Genomic DNA, 25160 nt, shown 5'->3' with positions numbered 1-25160 from the left:
AAGCAAGGCGCCCGATCACGATATCGCGTGAGGGGAGGGCGCAGGCCCTGGGTCAGGGGGCGACGCGCCGTGCCCCGGCGAGCGCCGCCCGTCCCGCGAGATGCGCACGCAGGCGCGCGATCTCCGGCCCGGTCACACGGAGAGGGGCATAGGCCAGCGCCTCGCTCGTCAGCACCGCGTCGGGCCGGTCGCGGCCCCAGACTGGATGCAGCGCGGTGGCCCCTTCGGCCGCCAGAAAGGCGCTGCGGTCTCCGGTATCGAGATAGCTCTCGACTGCCAGGTCTTCCGCGAAGATCACCGCGTGCTCTTCCAGTTCCACGTGGAAATACTGCACCGTCTCCGCCGGCATCTGGCGGATGCTGGTGCCGTTGACGAGGTGCTTGACGGGGATGAGCACACCCTCGCTCCACACGGCATGATCAGGCGAGAGCAGGAGCGGGCGGCTTGGCACGCCCTCGGCGAAGGCGCCGGCGGCGATGCGGATGGGGCGCACGGCCTCGGGCGCCGGATGCCGCCGGCACTCCACCATACGGCTGCCGATCCAGATGACGGGCGCGAGGCTGCCATCCAGCCGCCGCACGCGGTCCCCCACCGCGAGCGTCTCTACCGGCCGTGCGCCGTCCTCGGTCTCGATCCGTGTGCCAGACACGAAACAGGGCGCGTTGCTGACGGTGATGAGGGTGCCGCGGTCGGTCACGTCTTGCGCCACCGAGAAGTGAGCGTTGGTGTAGTCACCGGCCATGGAAATGACCGTGGTTTGCCCACCTTCGACGATCACCACCTGACCCGGCTCGCCGACGGCGAAGGCGCCGGGCACATAGGTCAGCTGTTCCAGATGGAGGGAGTTTCCATCCCCGAAACCACTGATCGTGACGCCAACCGTGTCGCTCACAACGTCGAGCGTGCCGTGATCGGTAAAAATTACGGATCCGGACAGAATTCCATGATTGAAGAACGTGCCTGATCCTCCGATGGTCAGGTTATTGACGACGTCGTTCGGGTTCGAAAAGACCAGGCCTCCGCCGACGATCGTCAGATTGTCGATTTCCATCGGGCTTGCATTCGGAATGGCGGGAGGCGATGACAGGTCCAGCCTGCCGCCGACGACGATGCCGTGAACCACACCGGTCACATCGGCGGAAGCACCATCCTCGAGAACCACGCCCGTTGCGGTTGCGCCGTTTGCAATCGTCAAATGGCCGCTGCTGCTGACGGTGATGGTGGCGGCGCTGGCGCCGCTCGAGACGGTCAGCGTGTAGGCGCTGTCGACCGTCATGTCGCTCACGACCTGGCCGGAGCTGATATACGTGCGGATATCGACGGTCGCGCCCGGCTCCGACCGCGTATCGCTCACGGTGCTATTCAGGGCGAGGAGGAGCCCGCCGGACTCGACCGTTGTCCCAACCAGGGTTGTACCCGAGCCGAAAAGAGTGGCGCCCGCGCCCACGGTCGTCGCGCTGGCTGTGCCAGGACCGGAGACATCCATTTGACCGCCAGCAAGGGTCGTCGATATCGCGGTGCCGCTGTCGACCCGGAACTCTCCTTGCGCCTCGACGATCGCACCGCTGACGACCCCGCCGCCCAGGTCGATCTCGCCGCCGGACTGCACATCCGCCGACACCACCGTACCCCCGGAGGCGACGAGGATGTCGATGCCCGAGGTCACGGTGAGACCGCTCAGCATCTCGCCGGACGAGACGTAGACGGTCTCGTGCAGGATGGCACCCGAAGCCGCGGTGATGCCGCTGTTCGTGCCCCAGGCATAGAGTGTGCCGCCGCTGGCGACCGAGGTCACGCTATCGGTGCCGCCGCTGCTGATGGTGAGGACGGCGGCGCTCTGCACCACCGTGTCGATGATGACGCCGCCACTGCTCACGATGCCAGAGGTGACGGGGCCGAGGGTGGTTTCGCTGGCGACACCGCCGTTCTCGACCACGAGGCCGCCGCCGGCGAGGATGGTCGCGTCCAGCGCCGTGCCGCCGCTTTCGACGACGAGACTGGTGCCGAAGCCGATGACCAGGCCGCTTTCGACGCTGCCGCTGGAGATGACGATGGTCTCGTTGGACACGGCGCGCCCCTTGATTGCTGCGGCGCAATCGTTAACGGATTTTTAAGAAACGTCGAGTGGGAAGCGGCCAGCCCGCTTCGGCGCGGCCCGCGCTTGCGGCCGTCACACGCTTTCTTGAAGCCCCGGGGCCCGGCAGCGCGTGCCCCGGGCTTCTCCTTACGCGCGGGCTTGGGCGGGGTAGGCTTCCTGCAGCGCCGGCAGACCCGTCTCCAGCAGGGATTTTAGGTTGGAAAGCACCTTAGGCCAGCCGCCAGATACCGCCTCGATCACCTTCGAAGCAGGGTGGCCGATGCTATGCGTGATGGTGAGCTTCACCGCCCCCTTGGCCTCTTCCAACTCCATGCGGCAGAGCGACGGCCCCTCCGCCTGCAGTTCCGGCCGCTTCTGGTGATGCCAGCGGATCACCAGCCGGTGCGGCGCCTCCGCCTCGAGGATTTCGCCGGAGTCGTAGACATCGCCGGTCTCGGAGAGCAGGCGCCAGGCCGAGCCCGCGCGCCAGTCGCTCTCGCAATGCATGCCGAACCAGTATTGCCGCATCAGCTCGGCATCCGTCAGCGCCGCCCAGACCCGTTCGGGCGTTGCGCGGATATAGGTGACGTAGACGAAGCAACTTTCCGTTTCACTCATGGCCGTCTCCCTCCAGCTTGCGTTTGATCTGTGACAGGGCGCCGAGACGCGGCATATCGAACTGGTTGATCCAGCGTTCGGCGATCTCGTGGATAGGCACGGGGTTGAGGAAATGCAGCTTCTCGCGGCCGCGCCATTGCACCGCGACCAGATTGGCCTCTTCCAGAATGCCGAGATGCTTGGCGACCGCTTGCCGGCTCATCACCATGCTCTCGCACAACTCACGCAGGGTCAGGCCATTCTCGGCCCGCAGCCTGTCCAGCAGGCGGCGGCGCGTCGCATCCGCCAAGGCACGAAAGACGCTGTCCTCTTCCATGCCTCACGGTAGGCAACCAAATGGTTGCATGTCAAGCGCCGATTGTTTCGCTTGGACCTCAGACTGCCGGCCGATAGACCCTGTTAACCTCTGATTCAGCTTCCGCCTAAGGGTATCCTGTCATGCTGCGCCGCATCGGGTCCGTCTGTGCTCTCGCCACCTTGCTGGCGATGAGCGCCTGCAGTGCAGATTCGGGGCTGCCGAAAAACGCAGCCTTTGGTGGACCGGGCGGGACAACGGCGCAGCAAGGGATCGTCGTCGTCGGCATCAGGGTGGTCCGGCCGCCTACCGAACATAGCTTCCTCGTAGGTGATTACGATTCGGCGGCGTGGTTCCTGATGACCTTCCGCGGGGTCGATGAGTCAAACCGTTTCACCCGCGTGACGCGGAGCGTGCAACTCTGCAACCAGACGGAATCGCTCATGGGAATGGCGCGCATCTGCGACCCAACCATCATGGCCCATCGGGTGCTCGAGCTTCCGCCCGGCCGCTACGTGCTGTCGGATTTCGAAGTTCATGAATACAAGATGACGTTGACGACGAGCTTCGCCGGCGGACCGGAAGGGTCGAACGTCACCGGCTTTCATCAACCGCCTCCCGGCGTCCATTCGCTGATCGCCTTCGATGCCGCCCCCGGGACGATCACCTATATCGGCGACTTCAGCTGGGACCCGGGTTCCTTCCCGGCCCGCTGCGTCGTGACACGGGATGATCTTGGGGCGCGGTCCGCTCTGGCCGACTACCCGCTCATCCAGGGACCGATGGTTTTTCAGACACCGCGCTCCATCGCGGTCGCCGCTTATCCGAAGAGCTAGACACGTCCGCGCAGCCCCTCTTCTGTTCGAAACGAATAGCCTCTAAGCTCCGTTATGCTTGGCAGGCATAACGGAGGCGGCATGGAATTGCGGCATCTGCGGTATTTCGTGGCCGTCGCCGAGGAGGGCAGCCTGCTGACGGCGGCCCAGCGGCGGCTGAACACCTCCCAACCTTCTCTGAGTCGGCAGATCAGGGACCTCGAAGCCGAAATCGGCATCCCCCTTCTCGAACGGCAGGCCCGAGGCGTGGCGCTGACCGCGGCCGGCAAAGTGTTTCTCGATCACGCCAAGCTCGCCCTGCTGCAGGTTGACGCGGCGGTGGACGGGGCGCGGCGGGTGGCGCGGCCGGAAAAGCCCGTGCTCGCAATGGGCTTTCTGGTCGGGCTGGAGGTGATGTGGCTGCCCCACCTCTTGCGGATGATCCGGCAGGAGGCGCCCGAGATCGAAATCACCCTGTGCAGCCAGTCGTCCCCGGACCTGGCCCTGTCGTTGATGCGCGGCAAGTTGGACCTCGCCTTCCTCCGCCCCGAGAAACAAAGCCTTGGAGTGTCGTTCAAACTGCTGGCGAAGGAGCCCCTGATCGTCGTGCTGCCCGCGGGTCATCCCTTGGCCGCCCAACGGAAGATCCGGCCGGAGCAACTGGCCCGCGAAAGCTTCGTCAGTTCGTCCCGAACCTCGCCCATCTTGCAGACCGTCATCGAAGACTATGCGCAGCGCACCGGCATCGTACTCAAGCCGCGCTACGAGGCGGAGAACATATCCTCCGCCATGTCTCTCGTGGCCTCCAGCGGTGGGCTCACGCTCGTCCCGCTCTATGCCCAGAACATGCTGGCGCCGAATGTCGTGGCCCGGGCGCTCGAAGGCGAGCCGCCGACGGTGGAACTCATGCTCGGCTACAACGAGGCCAATGCATCGCCGGTACTGCGCCGGCTGTTGGCGCGGCTGGAGGAGCTGATCGGGAACGTGCAGAACCAGAGTATCATCCAATATGCCGAGGTTCAGCATTGACCGCGCAAGGCGGATTTCACGCTCAACCCTCGATGGAGCGGATATCGCCGGGGGCGTCGGTGGTCCAAACCGGCGGATGGCCGATCTGCGCCTTGATTGCCGCGATCACCACCTTGAGGCGGGCGGAGGGCTGAGCCAGCGCGCGCAGCAGCCATATGCCCGTGGGCGTCGCATTCCATTCTTCCCCGCCCAAGGGAATCCGGAGGAGCGTGCCGGCCGCAATCTCCGGCCCCACCACCCAGTCGGCCAGGAAGGCAATGCCCATGCCGGCCTGGGCGGCCAGACGCATCGCCTCGAAATCATCGCAGCGGAACACGGCGGGGGCGCCTGGGCCACTGCCGACGCGGTGCCCGAGGACATCGGACCAGCCGAGAAGATCGGAACCGTGAAGCTTGTCGATCAAGCGATGGCCGGCAAGATCGTCGGCGCTCTCCGGGCATCCCGCCCGTGCGAGGTAGCTGGGGCTCGCCACCAGCAGCCGTCTTTGATCGGCGAGGCGCGTCGCGATCAGCCCGCTATCGGCGAGATCCCCGATGCGGATCACGGCATCGAGGCGCTCCAGCACCGGGTCGGCGAGCCGCTCCGTCAGGTCCAACGCGACCTGCAGGTCCGGATGTGCCGCCATGACGGCCTCCAGCGCCGGAATGACGTATCGTTTGCCGAAGGTCGGGAAACAGGCGAGCCGCAGCGTCCCGGACACGGACCCGTCGAGGGCAGCGACCTCGGCATGCGCATCGGCTAGCTGGTCGAGCAAAGGTTGAGCGCGCTCCATGAGACGCGCGCCCGCCTCCGTCATGCCGAGTGCCCGGGTGGAGCGCACCAGCAGGCTGACGCCCAGCGACTGCTCCAAGGCATCGATCTGCCGCACGATGGCGGAGGGCGTCTGCCCGCGCCGGCGCGCGGCAGAGGAGAAGCTGCCATGGCGCACGACATCGACGAAAACGGCCAGATGCTCGGCGAAGCGCGGGTCCTTCATCGCAAGCCCCATCTTTGCGGAAACGGCACAGGCGTTTCACTCAAAGGCCGGATTATCGCGTAGCGCAGGTTGGAGCAAACCTGCCGTCACCGGCGGGGCAGATCGTCCCGCCTCGACGCAAAGGACCATGCAGATGCGCGTTCTCGAACAGATCCTCTCCCAGTCTGCGTTTTCCCATGAGGTCGATGTGCCGCTAGCCGAGATCGACATAGCCGACTGGTTGTTCACCCTGCCGGAAGCCGAGTATCTTCGCTGCTGCGCGCCCGATCATATCGCCGCCGGCGTCACGACCACCGATGACGGGCGCCGCATGTCGATCAATGTCGAAATGGTGGGAACCGGCCTGGTCGTGCAGCATTACGTCGCCGAGGAGGCGACACCGAGCTATTGCCGCATGAACTCGATCTCGGACGTGTTCACGGCCAATGGCCGTACGCAGGTCAACGTGGTGTGGGAGCTGATCGCGGAGGACGCGGGCCAAGGTCGCACGCGCTACACCAACCGGGTGACCGCGCATCCGACCGATGCCTTCATGGCCTTCCTTGCCGAGCACGGTCTGACCTTCGAGCAGGCGGCAGCGGCCCGGCAGGCTGCGGGCAGTGACCATAACCGGCGTGAGACGCCGCTCTTCGCGGAAAGCATTGCCCGCCGCGCGGTGGCGCACCGGGCAACGCCAAGCGCGTCCTGAGCGCCGTGCTCTAAGATCGCCCCTCAGCTTCCCTGCCACTCCCGCCTGAGCATCGACATCGTGATCGTGTCGACACGAGTGCCATCCGACCGCAGGCGCGCCTCGCGGCCGACGCCTTCCTCCACGAAGCCGCAGCCGGCGTAGAGCGCGTGGGCGCGGCGGTTGTGGCGGTAGACGACGAGCCAGAGGCGGTGGGCCGGCGTCTCGCGGAACACCCAGTCCCGCACGGCGGCGAAGATGCCGCGGCCATGGCCCGGCACCGAGACGGCGATGCGGCGGAACAGCACGTTGCCGTTCTTGTCCCGCAGATCCTGCACCATGGCGAAGCCGGTGGGCGCGCCCGATGCGTCTTCACCGATGAAATAGGCGTGGTCGGGCCCGGCCATGGCGGCGGCATGCTCCGCCGCCTCCCAACGGCCGACGCGGTCCTCGTTCCCGGGCAGGCGTTCCACCTGCATGATGAAGGGGATGTCAGCAGGGGTCGCGCGGCGGATCTGGCTCATGCGCCGGAGGCTGCCCGGCCGGCCTGCGCGTGGCAAGCCATCCGGGTGCAGGGCGGTCAGAAACACCAGTTAAAGCTGGCCTGCACGCCGTTCGCCGTCACATTGCCGGCGACCTGGCCGAGATAGGAGAGGCCGATCCGCGCCTGCGCCGAAAGCTTGAGGTCCAGCCCGGCATCGAGCAACGCGGTATTCGTCGCCAGCGGCACGCCGCTCACCCCGAAAGTCGTCGTGGAGAACTGGGTGAAGCTCATCGTGGCAGTCGACGTCACGCCGCCGAAGGTATGCTGCCAGGCGGCCGAGGCATGCGGCACCAGCACCATGCCATTGGCAAGCGGCACGTCCGTCGCTGTGCGCAGGCCGAGCGACCCATAGCCGATGTCGTCGGTGGTGGAGGCAACGGTGAGGCCGGCGCCCCCGGCGCTGCTCTCGGTCACGCCATCGGTGTTGAGATGCACCCAGGCGAGGCCGCCGAAGGGTTCGACCGCCACGGTCCGGATCGCAAAGGCATGCGAGACCTCGCCGAAGATCTGCGTGGTGCCGCCGCCGTAACTGCCCGAGGCCTGCTGATCGAAGCCGGAAAAGGCGATGCTGCGGTCGGCATCGGTCTGGTTGAAGGCATGCATCACGCCGAAGCGCAGGCCCACCGGCCCGGCCGCGCCGCCGCCATAGAGGCCGAGCAGCAGGCTATTGGTGGTGGCGGTGGAGGAGACGCCGCTCATCGTCGCATTGGATTGGGTATAGCCGATGGCACCACCGAGGCGCAGGCTGCCCACGGCGACATCCGCGCCGGAGACGAAGCCGCCGAGGCTTTCATGGACGGAGGCGGCATTGTCCGTGCCGTTGTAATTCGTCCAATTGCCCAGGCCCTGCCCCCAGAAGGTGAGATCGGCCGGGGCTTTGCTGCCACCGCTCGCGGTCGCCGGGCCGCTGGTGCCAAGTGCCGTGACGGGTCCTGCCGCGGCACCATAGGCGCTCTGGCGCAACCGCCCGAGCACCGCTTCCCGCCCAGCGCTGCTATCCCCCAGCAGCACGGTCTGTTCGCTGGCATAGGCTTCGCCCGAGAGGGAGGCGAGGGCCGCCGGCAGCGCAGCCGCCGACAGGCCATAGAAGGCGGAGAGGCCGGAGGGCAGGGTGCCGAGGTTCGTTGCGGTGGCGCCGCTGCTGGTGCCGGTGTTGATCGCACTATCGATGGCGCTGCCCACCGCCTGCTCGTTGGTCGTGGTGCCCGCCGTCGCGGCGAGGTCGGAGGTGAGCGACAGCGCCACGGCATCGCTGCCATAGGTCAGGCTCGGCGTGATGAAGACCGGCAGGCCCTCGGTCGAGAGGGTCGCGAAACTGCCCGTCACGCCGCCGCTCGCCGTCACTACGGTGTAGGTGCGTTGCAGACCCGTGGGGCCGGCGAAGGCCGCGAGCAGCGTGCCGTTGAGCCGCGCGGCGCCCGCGACCTTCAGGCTGTCGCTCTGCGCGCCGCTGATGCGAAGCGCCAGCGTGCCGCTTGCCGTCTGCGCGAAGACGCCCGCGATCTGATGCGTGGCGCCCGCGCCCGTGCCGCTGATACCGAGCCAGCCGCTATTCTCGAACCGCCCGTCGGCACTCGGCGTGAAGGAGACGAGACCGTCGATGGTGCCGTCATTGACGACCGCCGTGCCGTCGGCCGTGGCGCCGGTTGCAATGGCGAGCGCGCCCGGGGCCGCGGTGATGGTGCCGGTATTGAGCAGCGTGCCGTCCAGCCCGCTGAGGCGCACGGCGGTCGCATTCTGGCCCGTCGCCGTGATGCTGCCGTTATTGGTCAGCACGCCATAGGTATCGCCCGCGATGCCGGTCGCATTGGCGCCGGTGACGAGGATCGTGCCGTCATTGACGATATCGTCCCCGCTGATGCCAGAGAGGCCGGTCGCACCAGGTGTCGCGACCGTCAGCAGCCCGGCATTGCGGATCGGGTCATACACGCCCGGCACGGTCGCGAGATAGTTCAGCATCGTGCCGTCGCTGGTGAAGTAGAAACCCACAGCATCGCCGCCATAGAGGGAGTCGACCGAGGTGAGGGACGAGCCCGGCACGTCAAGCTCGGTCCAGAAATAGGTGCCGTCGGCATTGATGTGCAAAATGGCGGCGTGGGAGCCGCCGCTCGCGTCGATCCAATCCGCCCCGAGATTGTATTCGCCGTGCCGTCCGCCGCCGGTAATGCCCTGGAAATGCGTCGCGATGGCGCCCGGATGGTCGTAGGTGGTGAAGGTGCCTGTTGCCATGTCGTAAAGGTAGCCGTGCTGGGCATTGAGACCCAGGCTGTCGGTGTAGCCGCCCGCCACCTTGTTCCCATAGATGCCATAGGCGGTGGTGACGATGGCGCCGGGCCCGACGAGGCTCGTGAAGCTTTGTGTTGTCTTGTCATAAATGAAGGCGCTGCCCGCGCCCTCCGTCGTGTCGTAGTTGCCGACGACGTAATTGCCGAACTGGCTGTGCGGGATGGTGTTCGCGACGGTGACGCCGGGCGAGGAGGGATAGACGAAGGAGGTGTATTGCGCGCCGGGTGCGGCGGCTGAATCGAAAACATAGCCGATATTGGCGGAGGAAGCGGCGGTCTTGTAGGAGCCGACGACCGAGAAGATGCCGCCGGGCGAGCCGAAGCTCGGGCCATAGGGCAGTTGCGTCGTCGCCCCGGGGTAGTTGACGTTGTTGGCCGTCGCCGTCGGGATCGAGACCCAGGTGCCGCTGTCGATCTCGTAGAGCACGCCGCTCGAAGCCCCGCCGGTACCCGGAATGACGACGTTGCCGACGATGTTGGTGCCGCGGATGCCGGTGAAATTGGCCTCGCCCAGACTATAGGGGATGTTGGTGTAGGTGATGTCCCCCGCATGGGCCGTGGTGCCCAGGCCGAAGGCGACGGGCAGCAGAAGGGCAGCCCCCGTCACGCAGTATTTGCGGTGCGGAAGAAACGTCATGATTGCCTCGTCGAAATTAAGTGCTTGACGTTGGATTATGGCAATCACGCGCGGTCGGATGAACCGCGATTCGTGTTAGCACCAAAAAACGACAGGCAGCGCAGGGAGGCGCTGCATGCTTCCTAAACGGCGGAGTTTCCGCCATCCACCGGCAGCATCGCCCCCGTGATGAAGGTCGCGTCGTCGGACGCCAGGAAGGCAATGGCGGCCGCCACGTCTCGCGGCTGGCCGAGCCGCCCGAGCGGCAGCGCCTCCGCCATCTCGGCGAGGCGGCGTTCGACATCGGCGCCCGCCTCGCCACGCAGCATGGCGGTATCGGTGTCACCCGGGCAGACGGCATTGACGCGAATACCGAGGCGCGCGTGATCGGCCGCCATGCTGCGGGTCAGCTGCACAACGGCGCCCTTGCTGGTGCCGTAAGCCACGGCCTTCTGCGCTGCAACCAGGCCCCAGTCGGAGGCGACGTTGACGATGGCGCCACCCCCCATGCGCGCCATCACAGGAACTGCGGCGCGAGACAGGCGGAAGACGGCGGTCACGTTCACCGCCATCAGCGCATCCCATTCCGCATCCGTGCAGCGCTGTGAATCGCCTTGGAACAGAATGCCGGCATTGTTCACCAGAACGTCCAGCCGGCCATGCCGCCCCTCGGCCCAGGCGATCAGCCGTTCGGCCGCACCCGGGGCGGCGACGTCCTCGGCCATGAAGTCTGCACCCAGCTCGGCGGCGATGGCGTGACCCGCCGTCTGGTTGCGGCCGGTCAGCAGCAGGCGCGCGCCGCGTTCGGCGAAAAGCCGCGCCGTTGCGGCGCCAATGCCCGCGGTGGCGCCGGTGATGAGGGCGATCTTGCCGGTGAGTTGCATGGTCACGGCCGCAGCTTCTCGCACAGCGCCGGCACCGCGGCGAAGTGCTCGGCCGTCGCATCGGCCATCGCGCCCACCTCGCGTGGGCCATAGCCCCAGGCGGCGAAGATGGTGGGCAGGCCGGCCCCCTTGCCGGCGGCGACATCATTGTGGTGGTCGCCGATCATCACGGCGTCTTCCATCGCCGCCCCGGCCGCGCGCAGCGTGAAGCGGATATGGTCCGGGTCCGGCTTCTTCACCGGGAAGCTGTCCCCCGCGCCGACCGCATCCAGCAGCGGCAGCACGCCCACATGGTCGAGCAGGATGCGCGCCGGCGCCTCCGGTTTGTTGGTGCAGACGGCAAGGCGCCAGCCCTGGGCCTTCAGCGCCTGCAGCGCCTTGAGCGCGCCGGGGTAGAGGTAGGTCTCATCCGTCGAATGCGCCGTGTAGTCGGCCAGCCCCTCGGCCATGTCGGCCTCGGTCGGCACCAGACCACGCGCCGCATAGCCGCGCAGGAAGAGCTGCGCCACGCCGTCCCCCACCATCGGCCGCACCTCGGCGAGCGGGAGCGGCTCCTTGCCATGGCGGGCGAGGGAGCGGTTCAGCGCCGCCGCGATGTCCGGCAGGCTGTCGGTGATCGTGCCGTCCAGATCGAGCACCAGGCATTTCGGCATCCGTTGCACTCCGATACGAGAATTGTCCCCGAAGCCTTTGACACGGCTGGCCTCTCGCCGCTACCCGAGCGGTGTGACCGAAGGACGACCATGACCGCCGAGACCGCCCCCACCACTGCCGTCATCCTGGCCGCGGGTCTTGGAACCCGCATGAAATCGCGCCTGCCCAAATGCCTGCACACGATCGCTGGCCGGCCGATGCTGGCCCATCTGCTGGCGGCGGCGGAAGCGGTTTTCGACCGGATCGTGGTGGTGACGGGGCCGGAGATGGAGGCGGTGGCCCGAGCGGCGGCCCCGCATGCGACGGTGGTGCAGCAGGAGCGGCTCGGCACCGGGCATGCGGCGCTGCAGGCGGCCGGGCATTTCGGCACGGGTGACGTCGCCATCCTCTATGCCGACAATCCGCTGATCACGCCCGAGACGCTGCGCCGATTGAAGGCCGCGCGGGCCGGGGCAGGGCTCGCGCTGCTCGCCATGCGTCCGCCCGAGCCTGGCAAATACGGACGCGTGCTGACCGACTTGCAGGGTTTCGTCACCGAAATCGTCGAATGGGCCGATGCCAGCGAAGCACAGCGCGCGGTGACGCTGTGCAATGCCGGCGTCTTCTGTGCGGCCGGGCCTGATCTCGCGCGCTGGCTCGGCGCCATCCGCAATGACAATGCGAAGGGCGAATATTACCTGACGGATGCGGTGGCCCTCGCCGTCGCCGAGGGGCAGCAGGTCGTGGCCGTCGAAGCCGATTATGCCGAGCTACGCGGCGTCAATTCCCGCAGCGAACTGGCCGAGGCCGAGGCCGTCGTGCAGCAGCGCCTGCGGGCCGCCGCGATGGAGGGTGGCGCGACCCTCACTGCGCCCGAAACCGTCTTCTTCTCCGCGGATACGGTGCTGGAGCCGGACGTGATCGTCGGGCCCCATGTTGTCTTCGGCCCCGGCGTCACCGTGCGCTCTGAGACTGAAATCCTAGCCTTCAGCCATCTCGAAGGCTGCGACGTGGGTGCGGGGTCGCGCATCGGCCCCTATGCCCGGCTGCGGCCCGGCACCGTCGTGGGCCAGGGCGCCCATGTCGGCAATTTCGTCGAGCTCAAGGCCGCGACCTTGGGAGACGGCGCCAAGGCCAACCATCTCGCCTATATCGGCGATGCCAGCATCGGCGCCGGCAGCAACATCGGCGCCGGCACCATTACCTGCAACTACGATGGTCACCTCAAGCATCGCACGGTGATCGGCGCCGGCAGTTTCGTCGGCTCCAATGCCACGCTCGTCGCACCCGTGACGCTGGGTGAGGGCAGCTTCGTTGCCGCCGGCAGCACGGTGACGGAGGATGTGGCGGCGGATGCGCTGGTCTTCGGCCGCGCGCGGCAGAGCGTGAAGCCGGGCGGCGGGGCGGCCATCCGCGCGACCTGGACCAAGAAGAAGGGGGCCTGAACCCATGTGCGGCATCGTCGGCATCCTGGGCGCGCGCCCGGCGGCACCCCTCATCCTCGAAGCTCTGAGCCGCCTCGAATACCGCGGCTATGACAGCGCCGGCATCGCGACGCTGGACGGGGGCGCGATCGACCGCAGGCGCGCCGAGGGCAAGCTCGGCAATCTCGCGGGCGTGCTGGAGCGTCGGCCGCTCGCAGGCAGCACCGGCATCGGCCATACGCGATGGGCGACCCATGGCGCGCCGACGGAAGGCAATGCCCATCCGCATGGCACGAGCCGCGTCTCCGTCGTGCATAACGGCATCATCGAGAACCACGCCGCACTCCGCGCCGAGCTGGAGGCCGAGGGCCAGGAATTCTCGACCGAGACCGACACCGAATGCGTGGCGCAGCTGCTCGATCTCTATCTGCAACAGGGCATGAGCCCGGAGGCGGCGGCGCGTGCGGCCCTCGCGCGGCTCGAAGGCGCCTATGCACTGGCGCTGATCTTCGCCGGCCATCCTGACCTCATGATCGGCGCGCGGCATGGCGCGCCGCTCGCCGTGGGCTTTGGCGAGGCGGAGATGTTCCTCGGCTCCGATGCGCTGGCGCTGGCCCCGCTCACTCGCCGCATCGCCTATCTGGAGGATGGCGACTGGGCGGTGCTCCGCCGCACGGGCGCGCAGTTCTTCGACAAGACCGGCGTGGAGGTGACGCGCCCCGTGCGGGAAACTCGCCTGACGGGGGCGGCCATCGGGCGCGGCAACTATCGTCATTTCATGGAGAAGGAACTGCACGAGCATCCCGTGGTGATCGGTGACGTGCTGAGCCGCATGATCGACCCCGGCACCCGCCAGGTGGTGATGCCCGATCTGCCCTTCGATCTCTCCGAAATTCCGCGTGTCACGATCAGCGCCTGCGGTTCGGCCTTCTATGCCGGTCTCGTCGGCCGTGTCTGGCTCGAGACCATCGCGCGCCTGCCCGCGGATGCGGATGTCGCAAGCGAGTTCCGCTACCGTGCGCCGCCGCTGCCCTCCGAAGGGCTCGGCCTGCTCGTCAGCCAGTCCGGCGAGACCGCCGATACGCTGGCGGCGCTGCGCTACATGCAGGATGAGGGGCAGCACGTGCTCTCCGTGGTCAACGTGCCGGAGAGCAGCATGGCGCGCGAAAGCGACGCGGTGCTGGAGACGCTGGCCGGGCCCGAGATCGGCGTCGCCTCCACCAAGGCCTTCACCGCGCAGCTCACCGTGCTGGCGGCCCTGGCGCTTGCCGCCGGCCGCGCCCGCGGCACGCTGGATGAGGGGCGCGAACTGCTGCTGACGCAGGCGCTGATGGAAGTGCCGGGCCAGGCCGCGGAGATCTTGAGCGGCCCGGCCGCGGCGGGGATCGCGCGGCTCGCCGAGCGTATCGCCGAAGCGCGAGACGTGCTCTATCTCGGCCGGGGTGCCTGTTTCCCGGTCGCCCTCGAAGGCGCGCTGAAGCTCAAGGAAATTTCCTACATCCATGCCGAGGGCTATGCCGCCGGCGAAATGAAGCACGGGCCGATCGCGCTGATCGACCGGCATGTGCCGGTGGTGGCCATCGCGCCCTCCGGTCCGCTCTTCGAAAAGACCGCCTCCAATCTGCAGGAAGCAGCAGCGCGCGGCGGCCAGGTGGTGGCTTTCACCGATGCCGCCGGCGCCGCGAAGCTAGCCGGCGTCGCGGCCGAAACGGTGGTGCTGCCGAGCTGCGATCCCTTCACCGCGCCCATCCTGCATAGCATTGCGGTGCAGCTGCTCGCCTATCGCGTGGCGGTGCTGAAGGGCACGGATGTCGACCAGCCGCGCAACCTGGCGAAGTCCGTCACGGTAGAATAGCCGCGCCGGCTACGCGGGCGTCGACAGCTTCATCAACACCAGCCCGGCCAGGATGAGCAGGGCGGCGGGCAGCCGGGCGGGCGTTACGACTTCCCCGAGCAGAGCCGCACCCAGCACGAAGGCGCCCAGCGTGCCAATGCCGGTCCAAACCGCATAGGCCGTGCCGAGCGGCAGGCTGCGCATGGCCGTCGCGAGCAGCAGGAGGCTGACCGCGAGGGCGCCGAGGGTGACGAGGCTCGGCCAGAACCGCGTGAAGCCCGCGGATTGTTTCATGGCCGTGGCCCAGACGATTTCGCAGAGTCCGGCGACGAGCAGCAGAATCCAAGCCATGGCAGTGCCCTTACGACCTGCCGGGCCGTCCCGGTCTTGAACCCCCCGGCCGCGGGACGGCCGGGCGGACGGGAACGTGGTCGCCGCGCTTCAGCGCTAGCGCCGGGCACGCGATCCTTCAAGCCACGATCCTTTGCCTCAGGACGGGCCGTGGGCGCTCTAGCCTCCGCCCCCCGCCCCGGCCGAGACCAGATCGCGCCATTGGGTGAGCCCCCCGGTCAGCTGATAGGCGATGCCGTAGAAATAGTCCTGCAGTTGTTGCAGCGGCAGGACGTGCGGCTGGGGCTCCAGCCCCCCCTGGGTGGCGACGGCGAGGAGGCTCGCGGCGAGCACGGGGTTTTTCTCCACCCCCGTGCCGCGCCGGTACAAGGCGGCGAGGGCGAAGGCGCCGCAGGCATCGTTCTGCTTCGCGGCCTTCTCGTACCATGCCACCGCCTGTTTCGGGTCGGGCGGTGGCGGCCCTTGGGCGAAGCTGCCCGTCTGATAGAGGAAGCCGAGTTCGCATTGTGCCGCGGCATAGCCTTGGTCGGCCGCCTTCCGCAGCCAGTCCGCCGCAGCCGCATAGTCCTGAATGATGCCGAGGCCGGTATAGGCGAGGGTGCCGTATTCGTACTGCGCCCGGGCCTCGCCCGCCGCTGCGCGCCGCGAGAGATCGGCGACCTGCGCCGCCACCCCGTCGTCCTGGGCAGGCGCCGGCCGCAGCTGCAACAGATAGGCGGCGAGGGCGAGAATCAGCAGCCAGAGGAGCGGCACCCGGTAGCGCCGGCGGTGCGATGGTGGCGCCTCCAAGGCTTCGGCGGCCCAGGCGGCGCGACGCGCGGCCCGCGCGCGTGCGACCTCGAAGGGCAGGGGGCGCCGCGTCACTGCGCTGCCTCCATCACCCTCTCTGCCTGATCATAGGAATTTGGGCCTAGTTTTTTGGGATTATCTAGGAGCGCGGTCCTATCATCCGCATCCGCATCCGGATCCGGCCCCGCGCCGATGGTGAACTCGGCCAGGAGTGCTGCGAGGGAGGAGGCTTCCTGCGCGAGGCGGGAGCCGGCAGCGGCGGTTTCTTCGATCATCGCCGCATTCTGCTGCGTCACCTTGTCCATCTGACTCACCGTCGTCGTCACGCCGGCAATCGCCCCGGCCTGGCGGCGCGCCGCCTCCGCGATCTCCGCCACCCGGGCCGCGAGTTCGCCGACCTGGCCGGTGATGCGCTGCAGCGTCTCCCCCGTCTCGTGCACCAGGCGTACGCCGTTGCCGACCTGCTTTTCGGAGGAGGCGATGATGTCCTTGATCTCGTGTGCCGCATTGGCGGAGCGGCCGGCAAGGGCCCGCACCTCTGTCGCGACCACCGCGAAGCCGCGCCCGGCCTCGCCGGCTCGCGCCGCCTCCACCCCGGCATTGAGTGCCAGAAGATTGGTTTGAAAGGCAATTTCCTCGATGAGCAGCAGAATGTTAGCGATGCGGTGGGAGGAGGCCTCGATCTCGCCCATGGCCTGCACCGTGTCATGGACGACGCGGGCAGAGGCCACGGCATCGCCCCGGACGGAGGCGGCGAGGCTGGCCGCCTGGCCGGCATTGCCCGAGGCGGCCTGCACGGTCTCGGTGAGGTCGCCGAGGGCCGCGGCCGCCTCCTGCAGCTGCACGGCCTGCTGCTCGGTGCGGCGCGCCATGTCGGCCGCGGCCGCGCCGATTTCCCGCGCGCCGGCGGCCACCCCGTCCGTATTGCCCTGCACGCGCCGCATCGTCTCTTCCATCTTCGCCGCCGCCTGGTTGAACTCGCGACGCAGGCCCCGGTATTCGCCGGTGAACTCCTCGCGGATGCGGAGCGTGAGATCGCCGCGGGTGAGGCTGGTCAGCGCCCGGGCGAGTGCCGCGACGACGCGTGCCTGGGTCGACTGAACCGCCGCGCGCTCCGTCTCCCGCGTCGCCCGCTCGGCCTCTGCCGCCTGCCGCGCGGCCTCGGCCACGGCCTCCAGCCGGGCCTTTTCATCGAGCGAGGCGCGAAAGGCGCGAAAGGCGCGGGCGAGCGCTCCGGCCGCGCCGCGGCCTTCGCGCAGCGCCGTCTCTGCGACGGGGCGGCCTTCGGCGAGTGCGGTGAGATTCAGGCAGGCGCGCTGGATCATCCTTGCGTTGCGGGTGAGGAACCAGACGATGGCGAGGCCGATCGCCGTGAGCAGCGCAATCACGCTCCAGGCGCCGATGGCGAAGTGGATAAGGCCGCGCACGAAGGGCTGGCCGTAAAAGGCGCTGTCGGGCTGCCGGCTCCAGATCAGCCAGGGCGATTGGCCGTCTTGCACCGAAAGCGGGACGGTGGCGGAGAAGACCGCCTGGGTATCGGCCGTGCCGGCGGCGGCGAGCTGCCGCAGCTCCGGACTGAGCTGCATCCGCGGGCCGAGGAAGAGCAGTCCATAGCCGGGATTGGTGAGGGCCATGCCGCTCGGCGGCAGCATGGCGCGCAGAACGCCCGCGCGGATGATCGCCGAAATGGTGCCCGCCAGCGCGCCGTTGGTCCCGTAGAACGGCACGGAGAAGATGACGCCGGTGCGATCCGCATTGTGGCCCGTCTGCGCATAGAGGGAATTGTCGCAGGTCAGGACCATCGGCCCCGAAATCATCGGCCGGGCGGCGCCCTTGAGCGAGTCGAGCGTCGGCACATGCGCCGCAAACCAGGCGATCTGTTTCTTAAGAAGATGATACTCGTAGATTTCGGTCTCGAAGGGCTTGGGTGCGCCCGTCTGCGACGGATCCTGGCTGCCGGCGATCTCGCTGTCGAACATCAGGATCGGTGCTTCGGGCTTGCTCGTCACCGGGTCGATCCGGTCGGGGTCGAGGCTGCGCGGGACGATGTAGACCTCCGACACGTCGATATTGGCGGCAAGGCTGTCGTAGATCTGACGGATCGTGTCTTCGCTATCGGCATCGAGCGTGGTGGCGTGGCGGTCGATCCGGCGGATGGCGGGCAGGCGGCTGATCGTATCGAGCTCGTCCGTAATCAGATGCAACTGGTATTGCACGCTGCGCGCCGTCGCCTGCGTCGCGTCCATCGCCTCGACCCGGAAGCGTTCCCGTGCCGTGGCGATGCCGAATTGCAGATCGAAATAGACGGCCGCGCAGCCGAGCACGCCGAGCAGGAAAACAGCCGCATAGGCGAGACTGTCTCGTCGCAAGCGTTTCCCTCCGTCCGCATGGCGTCGGTCGGGGAGCATCGGCCTGAAGCGATGAAGTTTTCGTAAGCGAAGCGATAGGCTTGCCCTTATCGTATCGAAATCGAGATGAAAGTTCTGGACGTGATGGCGCCGGATGCGGCAGGATGAGCCATCCCCCACAACCGCATCCGTGACGGAGAGCCGATGTCCTCCTCCAAAGCTGACGCCATCGCTGCCGGTCTCGCCCATGCCCTCGATCTGCGGGCCGCGCGGGAGCGGCAGCTCGCCCTCATCGCCATTGCCGCCGGCAATGCTGCGGCGCGGCAGGCGCCGAAGGCCGCGCCTGCCGAACCTCCGCCGGTGGAGGCGCCGGCGCTGCGCCCACCCCCGGGCGCGAGTGCGCAGATCCTCCGTCTCGGCCTGTGGCGGACGCCGGTCGAGCCCCCGAAGACACCGCGCGTCCGGCCGAGCCGCGTCCGGCCCAGCCGTGCCAAGCCGAAGCCCACGCCCGCCGGTTGAGGCCGGCATGGCTGCGCCGCGCCTCATCTGCCGGCACCCGGTTGCGGCGCGCCGCACACGCTGCTACAGGAGCGCACCCGCGGCGATGCCGGCGGGCATGATGGTCCGGAGCGTAGCGCAGCCTGGTAGCGCATCAGTCTGGGGGACTGGGGGTCGTGGGTTCAAATCCCGCCGCTCCGACCATTCTTTCCTGAAAATCAGAGCCGTGATCCGGGGCCGCGTCGTCTCTCAGGCGATGTAGCGCGCGAGTTCCTGTGGCTCGCCGTGCGGAAAAGCCGTCTTGAGATAATCGAGAAAGGCGGAGACGCGCGCACTCAGCAGCCGGCGCGACGGGTAGAGTACCCACAGGCCGATTTCGGGCCCCTCGGCATCGCCCCACACCACCAGCCGGTTCTCGGCGATATCCCGGCTGACGAGCGAGACGGGCAGGCGGCCCGCGCCGAGCCCGGCGCGCACCGCATCGCGAATCATGATCAGCGACGAGGCTGCGAGCACCGGCTTGATCGTCAGCTGCGCCACCCCCTGAGTGGTGCGCGCCGTCCAGATGGCGGGGTCGCTGCCGCCGCGCACCACCGCCGGCACGGGCGCCCCCGCCGTCGGCCGAGGCAGCTGCGGCGCCGCCACCACGACCAGCCGGTCATGCAGGAAGATCCGCCCCACGAGGCTCTCGTCCGGGTCCGGATTCACCCGGATGGCGAGGTCATAGCCCTCTTCGATCATGTCGACGGATCGGTCCTCGGCGGTGATCTCCAGCCGCACCTCGGGGTAGGCGAGGGCGAAGCCCGCCGCGATCTGGCCCATGGCGGTCTGTCCGAAGAGCAGCGGCACGCTCACGCGCAGCCGGCCCCGTGGCCGCGCCCCGCCCGAGGCGATGGCCGCCGCGGTCTCCTCCAGCTCCGCGAGCAGAAACCCCGCCCGCTCATAGAGCGCGCGGCCTTCCTCGGTGAGCTTCGGCGCGCGCGGCCCGCGTTCAAAGAGCCTGAGGTCGAGCGCCGCTTCGAGTTCCGTCACCCGGCGCGAGAGGGTTGCCTTCGGCCGTCCCGTCGCGCGGGCGGCGCGGCCGAAGCCGCCATGGCGCGCGACGAGGGTGAAGTCGGCAAGGGCGAGGAGATCCATGGTACGACTGTTCTACCAGTGAGACGGCCTGTCCAGATATACCGTCTGCCGGACCGAATGTGGATCGACCATCTTGAGGATGTCTTCAAAACCCACAGGGAGTGATCCTCATGACCATCCTCGTCACCGGCGCCAGCGGTCGTGTCGGCCGCCATGTCGTCGATCAGCTCGTGAGCCGCGGCGCCTCGGTGCGTGCGCTGACGCGAGATCCCGCCAAGGCTCGCTTTCCGGCTGAGGTGGACCTTGCCCAGGGCGACCTGCTGGACATCGCGGCGCTGCGGCGCACCATGGCCGGCGTGCGCACGCTGTTCCTGCTGAACGCCGTCACGGGCGACGAATTCACCCAGGCGCTGATCGCGCTGAACATCGCCCGGGAAGCCGGGATCGAGCGCGTCGTCTATCTCTCGGTGATCCATGCCGATCGTTTCGTCAACGTGCCGCATTTCGCGGTGAAGCGCGGTGCCGAGCAGATGATCCAGCAGATGGGCTTCAACGCCACCATCCTGCGGCCGTCCTACTTCATCGAGAACGACGCCATGATCAAGGACGTCATCCTCAACCACGGCGTCTACCCCATGCCGGTCGGCAGCAAGGGCGTCGCCATGGTGGATACGCGCGATATCGCCGAAGTGGCGGCGCTTGAGCTGATCCGCCGGGACCAGGCACCGGGCCCGCTGCCCGTGGAGACGATCAACCTCGTGGGCCCCGATACGCTGACCGGCCCCGGCCTCGCCGCCCTCTGGTCGGAGCTGCTGGGCCGTTCCATCGCCTATGGTGGAGACGACCCGAGCGGTTTCGAGCAGACCATGGCGGGCTTCATGCCGCCCTGGGCCGCCTATGAGATGCGCCTGATGGCGGAGCGCTACGTGACCGACGGCATGATCCCGGAGGTCGGGGACGTCGCGCGGCTCACCACGCTGCTCGGCCGGCCGCTCCGCAGCTATCGCGCCTTCGCGGCGTCCCTGATCGCGGGGGACGCCGCCTGAGGCTCAGGAGGGCTTGAAGGTGAAGTCCGGCGCGTCACGCAGCGACTGCTTCGTGGCGCCCGGATAGATCAGGCCGTAGTCGAAATTCTGCGCCGGCGTCGCGGAGGAGGCGCCCGGGGTGCCGCCACTCGCCGCCGTCGCGGATTTCGTCTCCGGCGCGTTCGGAGGCGTGGCGACGGTGCTGCCGGACCCGGCATGCGCCGGGTTCGCCTGGCTCGGCACCAGCTTCAGCTTGTCGAAGGGCACCTTCACGAGCTTGCTGCCGAGGCCGAGCACGCCACCCACGGAGAGCACCGCTTCCTGCACCGTGCCGTTCTCGCTCATCAGAAGGTCGTTCACCGTGCCCAACACCAAGCCCTTCTCGTTGTAGACGGTGGTGCCGACGAGCTTACTCATCCGCCATTTCCCGTCTACCCGGGTGATGTTGGCCTGGGGTGCCTTATCACCCAGGGCCTGGTCACTGACCTTGCCGGTTTGGGTGCCGGCCGAGTCGGGCGTGCGGTTCTGCGGGTTGGACTGGGCGGTGTCGGGCGCGACGTTCGCGGGGCTGCCCGGCGTGGTGCTTTGGGCGAAGGCCGGCGCCGAGAACGGCATCAGCAGCGCGATGGCCGCAGCGCCCGACCAGTGCGAGAGGCGCGGCATCAGCGGTCTCCCGCCCGGGGTCCCGCCTTCGGCGGCTTCGGTATCCATCCCTGCTTCTCCGCCTCCTGCGTGATGGGCGGGGCCACCGAACCACCGCGCCGCGCGATACGCACCGCCTCGGTCTGGCTGCGGCCGCCGGTGTTCGGCGGATCGCCTACTCCGGCAGCCCCGCCGGGCGGGGTTTCGGGATCGGGCCGGCGCGGGTTGGCGTTCGCATCCTTACCTTGCGGAAAATTGACCGGATCGCCACCGAACTGGGCCATGTTTGTCTCCCTTGGCTGACCGAGGAGATATGGGCATGGCGTAGGCCCGTGCCCGGCCGGCCATGCGCAACTGCGCGCGAGCACGACCCGGGGGCTGCACTGCCCAAATCCGTCGTGGAGTGCTAGGGCCTTTGCCATGACTGATCTCCCTGCGCGCAGCACCCGGCTTCTCCTGCTGACTGCGGCCTTGGTTGCCATCGCCTTCAACCTGCGCACGCCGGTCGCGAGCCTCGGCCCCGTGCTGCCAGACGCCATCCGCGCGACGGGTCTGTCGCCGGTGGGGGCCAGCCTGCTCACCATGCTGCCCTCGCTCTGCTTCGGCCTGTTCAGCCCGGCGGCGCCCCGGCTTGCCGGGCGGCTAGGCATGGACCGGGCGCTGCTCGCCGCGCTGGCGGCGCTGATGCTCGGCACGGCCCTGCGCAGCTCGGGCGGTGCCTGGGCGCTCTTCGCCGGCCAGGGTCTCGCCTGCGGTGGTATCGGCATCGTCAACGTTCTGCTGCCGAGCCTGGTGAAACGGGATTTTCCGCAGCGCGTCGCGGCGGTTACCGGCCTCTATGTCATGAGCATGTCGATGGGTGCGGCGCTTGCGGCCGGTGCCACCGTGCCGCTGGATCATCGCGTCGGCGGCTGGTCCACCGCCCTTGGCCTATGGGCGGTGCCGGCCATGCTCGCCGGCCTGCTCTGGCTGCCGCAGGCGCGAGCGGCCGAAACGGAGCCGGTGCGGCCGCAGCGCTCCGGCTGGCTGTGGCGCCATCCGCTCGCCTGGCAGGTGACGCTCTTCATGGGGCTGCAATCGGCGCTCGCCTATATCGTCTTTGGTTGGCTCGCGCCCATCCTGCGGGATCGCGGCCTCTCCGCCGTGGACGCCGGCCTCGCTTTGTCCCTCTCCATCCTGGCGCAGTCCGTGGCGTCGCTGGTGGCCCCCTCGCTCGCGACCCTCGGGCGGGATCAGCGGCCGGCGGCGGCCGGGCTGACGCTGCTCTGCGTCGGCAGCCTGCTCGCCTGCCTCTACGCGCCGCCCGCCACCGTCTGGCTCTGGGTGGTGCTGCTCGGCGTCAGCCAGGGTGGCCTTTTTGCTGTGGCCCTGATGCTGCTGGCGCTGCGCACGCCCGACCCGCACCTCACGCGCCATCTCTCCGGCATGGCGCAGGGCGTGGGCTATGTGCTGGCCTCCGCCGGGCCGCTGCTGGCCGGGCTGCTGCATGCCGGGCAGAAGGGCTGGGCCGGGCTCGCCCTGCTCATCCTCGTCCTCGGGGCGGGGCTGCTCGCCGCAGGCCTGGGCGCCGGGAAGGATCGTCACATCACGCGCGGCGCCCGGCCGATCGTCAGGTGATCTCCGGCATCCTGCACGGTGCTGAAGGCCGGTTGCCGCTGGGGCGACTGCCCGGTCGACTGTGGTTCATCGACCATGGTCTACAACCGCTTCAATCGCTGGTCGCGCCGGCGGCAAGGGCTACGATGCCGATCGCCTGCGCTGCGCGGTCCGCGACGCTGGTACCATCCCGGTCATTCCCGGCCGGCGCAACCGAAAGCGGGTTATCCGTTACGACAAGCAACGCTGCGCCGGTTGCCACCTCATTGAGAACGCCTTCTGCCGCCTCAAGGACTTCCGGCGCGTTGCCACCCGCTATGACAAACTCGCTGACAACTTCCTGTCGGCAGTCGCTCTCGCTACTGCCATCGCCTTTTGGTGCTGATCACACCTTTGGAGAGAATTGTGGTTGAGAATTCGGATTTCATCGTGCGTCGCGCCGACCATGTCGGCTTCTCCGTTGCCTCGCTGGACTTAGCCCTTCGCTTCTGGGTCGAAGGCTTGGGTGGGCAGCTGGTTCGGGTCGGCGAGATGGGTGGGGAATTCCTTGGAGAGGTGACCGGGGCTCACGGAGCATCCGTCCGCATGGCCATCGTATCCCTGGCAGGGCAGATGATTGAACTACTGGAGTATCGAGGTGTCGACTTACAACACCGAGCGTCCAGGCCCTTCGATCCAGGATTTGCTCATCTCGCTCTTATCGTGGACGACTTAGACAAGGTTCTGGCACGGATTGCAGTCTACGAATGGAGGCCACAAGGAAAGCCGCAGGTAATCTCTGGCGGTACCCGAGCAGGAACGAAGGTGATGTACGTCGTCGGCCCCGATGGCGCGACGATCGAGTTCATGCAATCGCCAAACGCAAATTGAGTCTGGATCCTAGTAATAGTTACGCTGCGCGGTGTTCAGCATCTTTTGCTGGTCCACGCAGCACTTGGCCGAATCCGGCCGTAGTTGATCTGCCAAAGCGATGACAGTCCGTTGAGGGGCGCCTACCGGCGTGAGGTCGCGCCCCTCCGACGTCAGCCGAGCCGTTCGACCCAGCCATAGGGGTCGGGCAGTTCGCCGCGCTGGATGCCGGTGAGCGTGGTGTAGAGCCCCTGCGTCACCGGGCCCATGCCGCCATCGGCAATGGTGATGTCGTGGTGGCGGCCGCGCACGCGGCCGATCGGCGCGATGACCGCCGCCGTGCCGCAGGCGAAGGCCTCCACCAGCCGCCCGCTCGCCGCATCCTCGGCCCACTGATCGATGGTGTAGAGTTCTTCGCGCACCTTGCGCCCCTGGTCGCGGGCGATGCGGATGATCGAATCGCGCGTGATGCCGGGCAGGATGGTGCCGCCGAGCGGCGGCGTCACCAGCGAGCCGTCCGCGAAGACGAAGAAGACGTTCATGCCGCCGAGTTCCTCGACATAGCGGTGCTCCACCGCATCGAGGAAGACCACCTGGTCGCAGCCCTCGCGCTTGGCTTCGGCGATGGCGGTGAGGCTTGCCGCGTAGTTGCCGCCGCACTTCGCCTCACCGGTCCCGCCCGGCGCGGCCCGCGTCAGGGTTTCCGAGACCCAGATGGTGAGCGCCGCCGCCTTGCTGCTGAAATAGGAGCCGACGGGGCAGGCGATCAGGCAGTACAGATAGTCGGTGGAGGGATGCACGCCGAGGGCGGTTTCGGTGCCGAGCAGGAAGGGGCGCAGATAGAGCGTGCCCACCTCCTTGGCCGGAATCCAGCCCGCGTCCCGCCGCACCAGGGCCCGCACGCTTTCGACGAAGAGATGTTCGGGCAGCGGCTCCATGCACAGCCGCTCCGCCGAATGGCGCATGCGGCGGGCATTGGCTTCGGGGCGGAAGAGCGCGCTCGTGCCGTCTGCCAGGCGATAAGCCTTTAGCCCCTCGAAGATCATCTGGGCGTAGTGCAGCATCACGGTCGCCGGGTGGAAGGAGAGGGTGGAGAGGGGTTCGATCCGCCCGTCATGCCAGCCGCGCTCGGCACTGAAGCGCATCGTCGCCATGTGGTCGGTGAAGACCCGGCCGAAGCCCGGATTGGCAATCGCGGCCTGGCGTACCGCCTCAGGCTGCGGGCTGCCCCCCGCCACCTCGATGAAAGCCGGTTCCGTTGCATTCATGTCCTGTTTCCTCACTCCAA

The 25160-nt window shown here is 68.0% G+C and carries 24 protein-coding genes, 1 tRNA gene and 1 pseudogene; 11 read left to right on the top strand and 15 right to left on the bottom strand.

The window, feature by feature from the left end:
- Window positions 1–52: 52 nt before the first annotated feature.
- The 3 genes from ACYQ6W_RS15335 to ACYQ6W_RS15325 form a co-directional block, all read right to left on the bottom strand.
- Window positions 53–2068, bottom strand: coding sequence for a Hint domain-containing protein (locus ACYQ6W_RS15335; RefSeq protein ID WP_459676518.1), 2016 nt, complete (start codon window positions 2066–2068; stop codon window positions 53–55).
- A 156-nt stretch (window positions 2069–2224) separates the two neighbouring features.
- Entirely contained in the window at window positions 2225–2695 is a 471-nt protein-coding gene (locus ACYQ6W_RS15330; protein WP_459676515.1) for an SRPBCC family protein, read from the bottom strand.
- Window positions 2688–3011 (bottom strand): ArsR/SmtB family transcription factor, encoded by a 324-nt coding sequence (locus ACYQ6W_RS15325; RefSeq protein ID WP_459676513.1) that lies wholly within the window; start codon window positions 3009–3011, stop codon window positions 2688–2690. Before ACYQ6W_RS15325 ends, ACYQ6W_RS15330 begins: the two co-directional genes overlap by 8 nt.
- Before the next feature lie 122 nt (window positions 3012–3133).
- On the opposite strand from ACYQ6W_RS15325, the gene ACYQ6W_RS15320 reads away from it, so the two are divergent.
- Together ACYQ6W_RS15320 and ACYQ6W_RS15315 are read left to right on the top strand one after the other, a co-directional pair.
- Complete coding sequence (locus ACYQ6W_RS15320) at window positions 3134–3826, top strand: hypothetical protein (protein WP_459676512.1); 693 nt, start codon at window positions 3134–3136, stop codon at window positions 3824–3826.
- An 81-nt stretch (window positions 3827–3907) separates the two neighbouring features.
- Window positions 3908–4834, top strand: a complete 927-nt coding sequence (locus ACYQ6W_RS15315) for a LysR family transcriptional regulator (protein WP_459676510.1) — start codon at window positions 3908–3910, stop codon at window positions 4832–4834.
- A 22-nt stretch (window positions 4835–4856) separates the two neighbouring features.
- Here ACYQ6W_RS15315 and ACYQ6W_RS15310 read toward each other — a convergent pair whose 3' ends face one another.
- Complete coding sequence (locus ACYQ6W_RS15310; protein WP_459676509.1) at window positions 4857–5810, bottom strand: LysR family transcriptional regulator; 954 nt, start codon at window positions 5808–5810, stop codon at window positions 4857–4859.
- Window positions 5811–5943: 133 nt separating this feature from the next.
- Between ACYQ6W_RS15310 and ACYQ6W_RS15305 the strand changes: the two genes are divergently transcribed.
- Entirely contained in the window at window positions 5944–6498 is a 555-nt protein-coding gene (locus ACYQ6W_RS15305; RefSeq protein ID WP_459676506.1) for a hypothetical protein, read from the top strand.
- 23 nt (window positions 6499–6521) lie between these two features.
- Here ACYQ6W_RS15305 and ACYQ6W_RS15300 read toward each other — a convergent pair whose 3' ends face one another.
- From ACYQ6W_RS15300 to ACYQ6W_RS15285, 4 genes are all read right to left on the bottom strand, one after another.
- Window positions 6522–7001, bottom strand: coding sequence for a GNAT family N-acetyltransferase (locus tag ACYQ6W_RS15300; RefSeq protein WP_459676504.1), 480 nt, complete (start codon window positions 6999–7001; stop codon window positions 6522–6524).
- Window positions 7002–7057: 56 nt separating this feature from the next.
- Window positions 7058–9943, bottom strand: a complete 2886-nt coding sequence (locus ACYQ6W_RS15295) for an autotransporter outer membrane beta-barrel domain-containing protein (RefSeq protein WP_459676502.1) — start codon at window positions 9941–9943, stop codon at window positions 7058–7060.
- Between the two features lie 122 nt (window positions 9944–10065).
- A complete protein-coding gene (locus ACYQ6W_RS15290; protein ID WP_459676625.1) occupies window positions 10066–10806 on the bottom strand; it encodes an SDR family NAD(P)-dependent oxidoreductase in 741 nt (246 codons plus the stop codon).
- A 2-nt stretch (window positions 10807–10808) separates the two neighbouring features.
- The gene (locus ACYQ6W_RS15285; protein ID WP_459676499.1) at window positions 10809–11459 is read right to left on the bottom strand and encodes an HAD-IA family hydrolase; all 651 of its coding nucleotides are present in this window, start codon (window positions 11457–11459) and stop codon (window positions 10809–10811) included.
- Between the two features lie 90 nt (window positions 11460–11549).
- Between ACYQ6W_RS15285 and glmU the strand changes: the two genes are divergently transcribed.
- Both glmU and glmS read left to right on the top strand, forming a co-directional pair.
- Window positions 11550–12884 carry a bifunctional UDP-N-acetylglucosamine diphosphorylase/glucosamine-1-phosphate N-acetyltransferase GlmU gene (glmU, locus tag ACYQ6W_RS15280; protein WP_459676497.1) on the top strand — a complete coding sequence of 445 codons (1335 nt, stop codon included), beginning with the start codon at window positions 11550–11552 and terminating at the stop codon, window positions 12882–12884.
- A gap of 4 nt (window positions 12885–12888) precedes the next feature.
- Window positions 12889–14718, top strand: a complete 1830-nt coding sequence (gene glmS / locus ACYQ6W_RS15275) for a glutamine--fructose-6-phosphate transaminase (isomerizing) (protein ID WP_459676495.1) — start codon at window positions 12889–12891, stop codon at window positions 14716–14718.
- Window positions 14719–14727: 9 nt separating this feature from the next.
- On the opposite strand, the gene ACYQ6W_RS15270 is transcribed toward glmS, so the two are convergent.
- The 3 genes from ACYQ6W_RS15270 to ACYQ6W_RS15260 all read right to left on the bottom strand — a co-directional run bounded on the left by ACYQ6W_RS15270 (window position 14728) and on the right by ACYQ6W_RS15260 (window position 18206).
- Complete coding sequence (locus tag ACYQ6W_RS15270) at window positions 14728–15048, bottom strand: DMT family transporter (protein ID WP_459676493.1); 321 nt, start codon at window positions 15046–15048, stop codon at window positions 14728–14730.
- Window positions 15049–15207: 159 nt separating this feature from the next.
- Complete coding sequence (locus ACYQ6W_RS15265) at window positions 15208–15912, bottom strand: tetratricopeptide repeat protein (RefSeq protein WP_459676492.1); 705 nt, start codon at window positions 15910–15912, stop codon at window positions 15208–15210.
- On the bottom strand, window positions 15909–18206 hold the full coding sequence (locus ACYQ6W_RS15260) for a methyl-accepting chemotaxis protein (protein ID WP_459676490.1): 2298 nt from the start codon (window positions 18204–18206) through the stop codon (window positions 15909–15911). Before ACYQ6W_RS15260 ends, ACYQ6W_RS15265 begins: the two co-directional genes overlap by 4 nt.
- Window positions 18207–18389: 183 nt before the next feature.
- Between ACYQ6W_RS15260 and ACYQ6W_RS15255 the strand changes: the two genes are divergently transcribed.
- Together ACYQ6W_RS15255 and ACYQ6W_RS15250 are read left to right on the top strand one after the other, a co-directional pair.
- Complete coding sequence (locus ACYQ6W_RS15255; RefSeq protein WP_459676487.1) at window positions 18390–18704, top strand: hypothetical protein; 315 nt, start codon at window positions 18390–18392, stop codon at window positions 18702–18704.
- A 106-nt stretch (window positions 18705–18810) separates the two neighbouring features.
- A tRNA-Pro gene (locus tag ACYQ6W_RS15250) sits at window positions 18811–18887 on the top strand.
- A 45-nt stretch (window positions 18888–18932) separates the two neighbouring features.
- Here the strand turns inward: ACYQ6W_RS15250 and ACYQ6W_RS15245 are convergent.
- A complete protein-coding gene (locus tag ACYQ6W_RS15245) occupies window positions 18933–19820 on the bottom strand; it encodes a LysR family transcriptional regulator (protein ID WP_459676485.1) in 888 nt (295 codons plus the stop codon).
- 110 nt (window positions 19821–19930) lie between these two features.
- On the opposite strand from ACYQ6W_RS15245, the gene ACYQ6W_RS15240 reads away from it, so the two are divergent.
- Window positions 19931–20806, top strand: coding sequence for an SDR family oxidoreductase (locus ACYQ6W_RS15240; protein ID WP_459676483.1), 876 nt, complete (start codon window positions 19931–19933; stop codon window positions 20804–20806).
- Between the two features lie 3 nt (window positions 20807–20809).
- Here the strand turns inward: ACYQ6W_RS15240 and ACYQ6W_RS15235 are convergent, their stop codons facing one another.
- Both ACYQ6W_RS15235 and ACYQ6W_RS15230 read right to left on the bottom strand, forming a co-directional pair.
- Window positions 20810–21448, bottom strand: coding sequence for a PRC-barrel domain-containing protein (locus tag ACYQ6W_RS15235; protein ID WP_459676481.1), 639 nt, complete (start codon window positions 21446–21448; stop codon window positions 20810–20812).
- Window positions 21448–21711 (bottom strand): hypothetical protein, encoded by a 264-nt coding sequence (locus ACYQ6W_RS15230; RefSeq protein ID WP_459676480.1) that lies wholly within the window; start codon window positions 21709–21711, stop codon window positions 21448–21450. The genes ACYQ6W_RS15235 and ACYQ6W_RS15230 overlap by 1 nt, the downstream gene beginning before the upstream one ends.
- Before the next feature lie 136 nt (window positions 21712–21847).
- Here ACYQ6W_RS15230 and ACYQ6W_RS15225 point away from each other — a divergent pair, with 136 nt between their 5' ends.
- The 3 genes and pseudogenes from ACYQ6W_RS15225 to ACYQ6W_RS15215 all read left to right on the top strand — a co-directional run bounded on the left by ACYQ6W_RS15225 (window position 21848) and on the right by ACYQ6W_RS15215 (window position 23893).
- Complete coding sequence (locus ACYQ6W_RS15225; RefSeq protein WP_459676478.1) at window positions 21848–23044, top strand: CynX/NimT family MFS transporter; 1197 nt, start codon at window positions 21848–21850, stop codon at window positions 23042–23044.
- Window positions 23023–23408: pseudogene (locus ACYQ6W_RS15220) on the top strand (transposase); the annotation flags it as partial. The gene ACYQ6W_RS15225 and the pseudogene ACYQ6W_RS15220, both read left to right, overlap by 22 nt.
- A gap of 20 nt (window positions 23409–23428) precedes the next feature.
- Window positions 23429–23893: a VOC family protein gene (locus ACYQ6W_RS15215; protein ID WP_459676475.1), complete on the top strand. Its 465-nt coding sequence runs from the start codon at window positions 23429–23431 to the stop codon at window positions 23891–23893.
- 152 nt (window positions 23894–24045) lie between these two features.
- On the opposite strand, the gene ACYQ6W_RS15210 is transcribed toward ACYQ6W_RS15215, so the two are convergent.
- Complete coding sequence (locus ACYQ6W_RS15210; protein WP_459676473.1) at window positions 24046–25140, bottom strand: branched-chain amino acid aminotransferase; 1095 nt, start codon at window positions 25138–25140, stop codon at window positions 24046–24048.
- Window positions 25141–25160 lie beyond the last annotated feature (20 nt).

The organism is Acidisoma sp. 7E03 (assembly GCF_054665075.1).
This window is presented reverse-complemented; position numbering and strand designations above follow the sequence as displayed.

Coding starts and splice junctions, on each gene's coding strand:
- ACYQ6W_RS15330 (WP_459676515.1), bottom strand. CDS start 2,695: ATGAGTGAAACGGAAAGTTGCTTCGTCTACGTCACCTATATCCGCGCA.
- ACYQ6W_RS15325 (WP_459676513.1), bottom strand. CDS start 3,011: ATGGAAGAGGACAGCGTCTTTCGTGCCTTGGCGGATGCGACGCGCCGC.
- ACYQ6W_RS15320 (WP_459676512.1), top strand. CDS start 3,134: ATGCTGCGCCGCATCGGGTCCGTCTGTGCTCTCGCCACCTTGCTGGCG.
- ACYQ6W_RS15315 (WP_459676510.1), top strand. CDS start 3,908: ATGGAATTGCGGCATCTGCGGTATTTCGTGGCCGTCGCCGAGGAGGGC.
- ACYQ6W_RS15310 (WP_459676509.1), bottom strand. CDS start 5,810: ATGAAGGACCCGCGCTTCGCCGAGCATCTGGCCGTTTTCGTCGATGTC.
- ACYQ6W_RS15305 (WP_459676506.1), top strand. CDS start 5,944: ATGCGCGTTCTCGAACAGATCCTCTCCCAGTCTGCGTTTTCCCATGAG.
- ACYQ6W_RS15300 (WP_459676504.1), bottom strand. CDS start 7,001: ATGAGCCAGATCCGCCGCGCGACCCCTGCTGACATCCCCTTCATCATG.
- ACYQ6W_RS15295 (WP_459676502.1), bottom strand. CDS start 9,943: ATGACGTTTCTTCCGCACCGCAAATACTGCGTGACGGGGGCTGCCCTT.
- ACYQ6W_RS15290 (WP_459676625.1), bottom strand. CDS start 10,806: ATGCAACTCACCGGCAAGATCGCCCTCATCACCGGCGCCACCGCGGGC.
- ACYQ6W_RS15285 (WP_459676499.1), bottom strand. CDS start 11,459: ATGCCGAAATGCCTGGTGCTCGATCTGGACGGCACGATCACCGACAGC.
- glmU (WP_459676497.1), top strand. CDS start 11,550: ATGACCGCCGAGACCGCCCCCACCACTGCCGTCATCCTGGCCGCGGGT.
- glmS (WP_459676495.1), top strand. CDS start 12,889: ATGTGCGGCATCGTCGGCATCCTGGGCGCGCGCCCGGCGGCACCCCTC.
- ACYQ6W_RS15270 (WP_459676493.1), bottom strand. CDS start 15,048: ATGGCTTGGATTCTGCTGCTCGTCGCCGGACTCTGCGAAATCGTCTGG.
- ACYQ6W_RS15255 (WP_459676487.1), top strand. CDS start 18,390: ATGTCCTCCTCCAAAGCTGACGCCATCGCTGCCGGTCTCGCCCATGCC.
- ACYQ6W_RS15245 (WP_459676485.1), bottom strand. CDS start 19,820: ATGGATCTCCTCGCCCTTGCCGACTTCACCCTCGTCGCGCGCCATGGC.
- ACYQ6W_RS15240 (WP_459676483.1), top strand. CDS start 19,931: ATGACCATCCTCGTCACCGGCGCCAGCGGTCGTGTCGGCCGCCATGTC.
- ACYQ6W_RS15235 (WP_459676481.1), bottom strand. CDS start 21,448: ATGCCGCGCCTCTCGCACTGGTCGGGCGCTGCGGCCATCGCGCTGCTG.
- ACYQ6W_RS15230 (WP_459676480.1), bottom strand. CDS start 21,711: ATGGCCCAGTTCGGTGGCGATCCGGTCAATTTTCCGCAAGGTAAGGAT.
- ACYQ6W_RS15225 (WP_459676478.1), top strand. CDS start 21,848: ATGACTGATCTCCCTGCGCGCAGCACCCGGCTTCTCCTGCTGACTGCG.
- ACYQ6W_RS15210 (WP_459676473.1), bottom strand. CDS start 25,140: ATGAATGCAACGGAACCGGCTTTCATCGAGGTGGCGGGGGGCAGCCCG.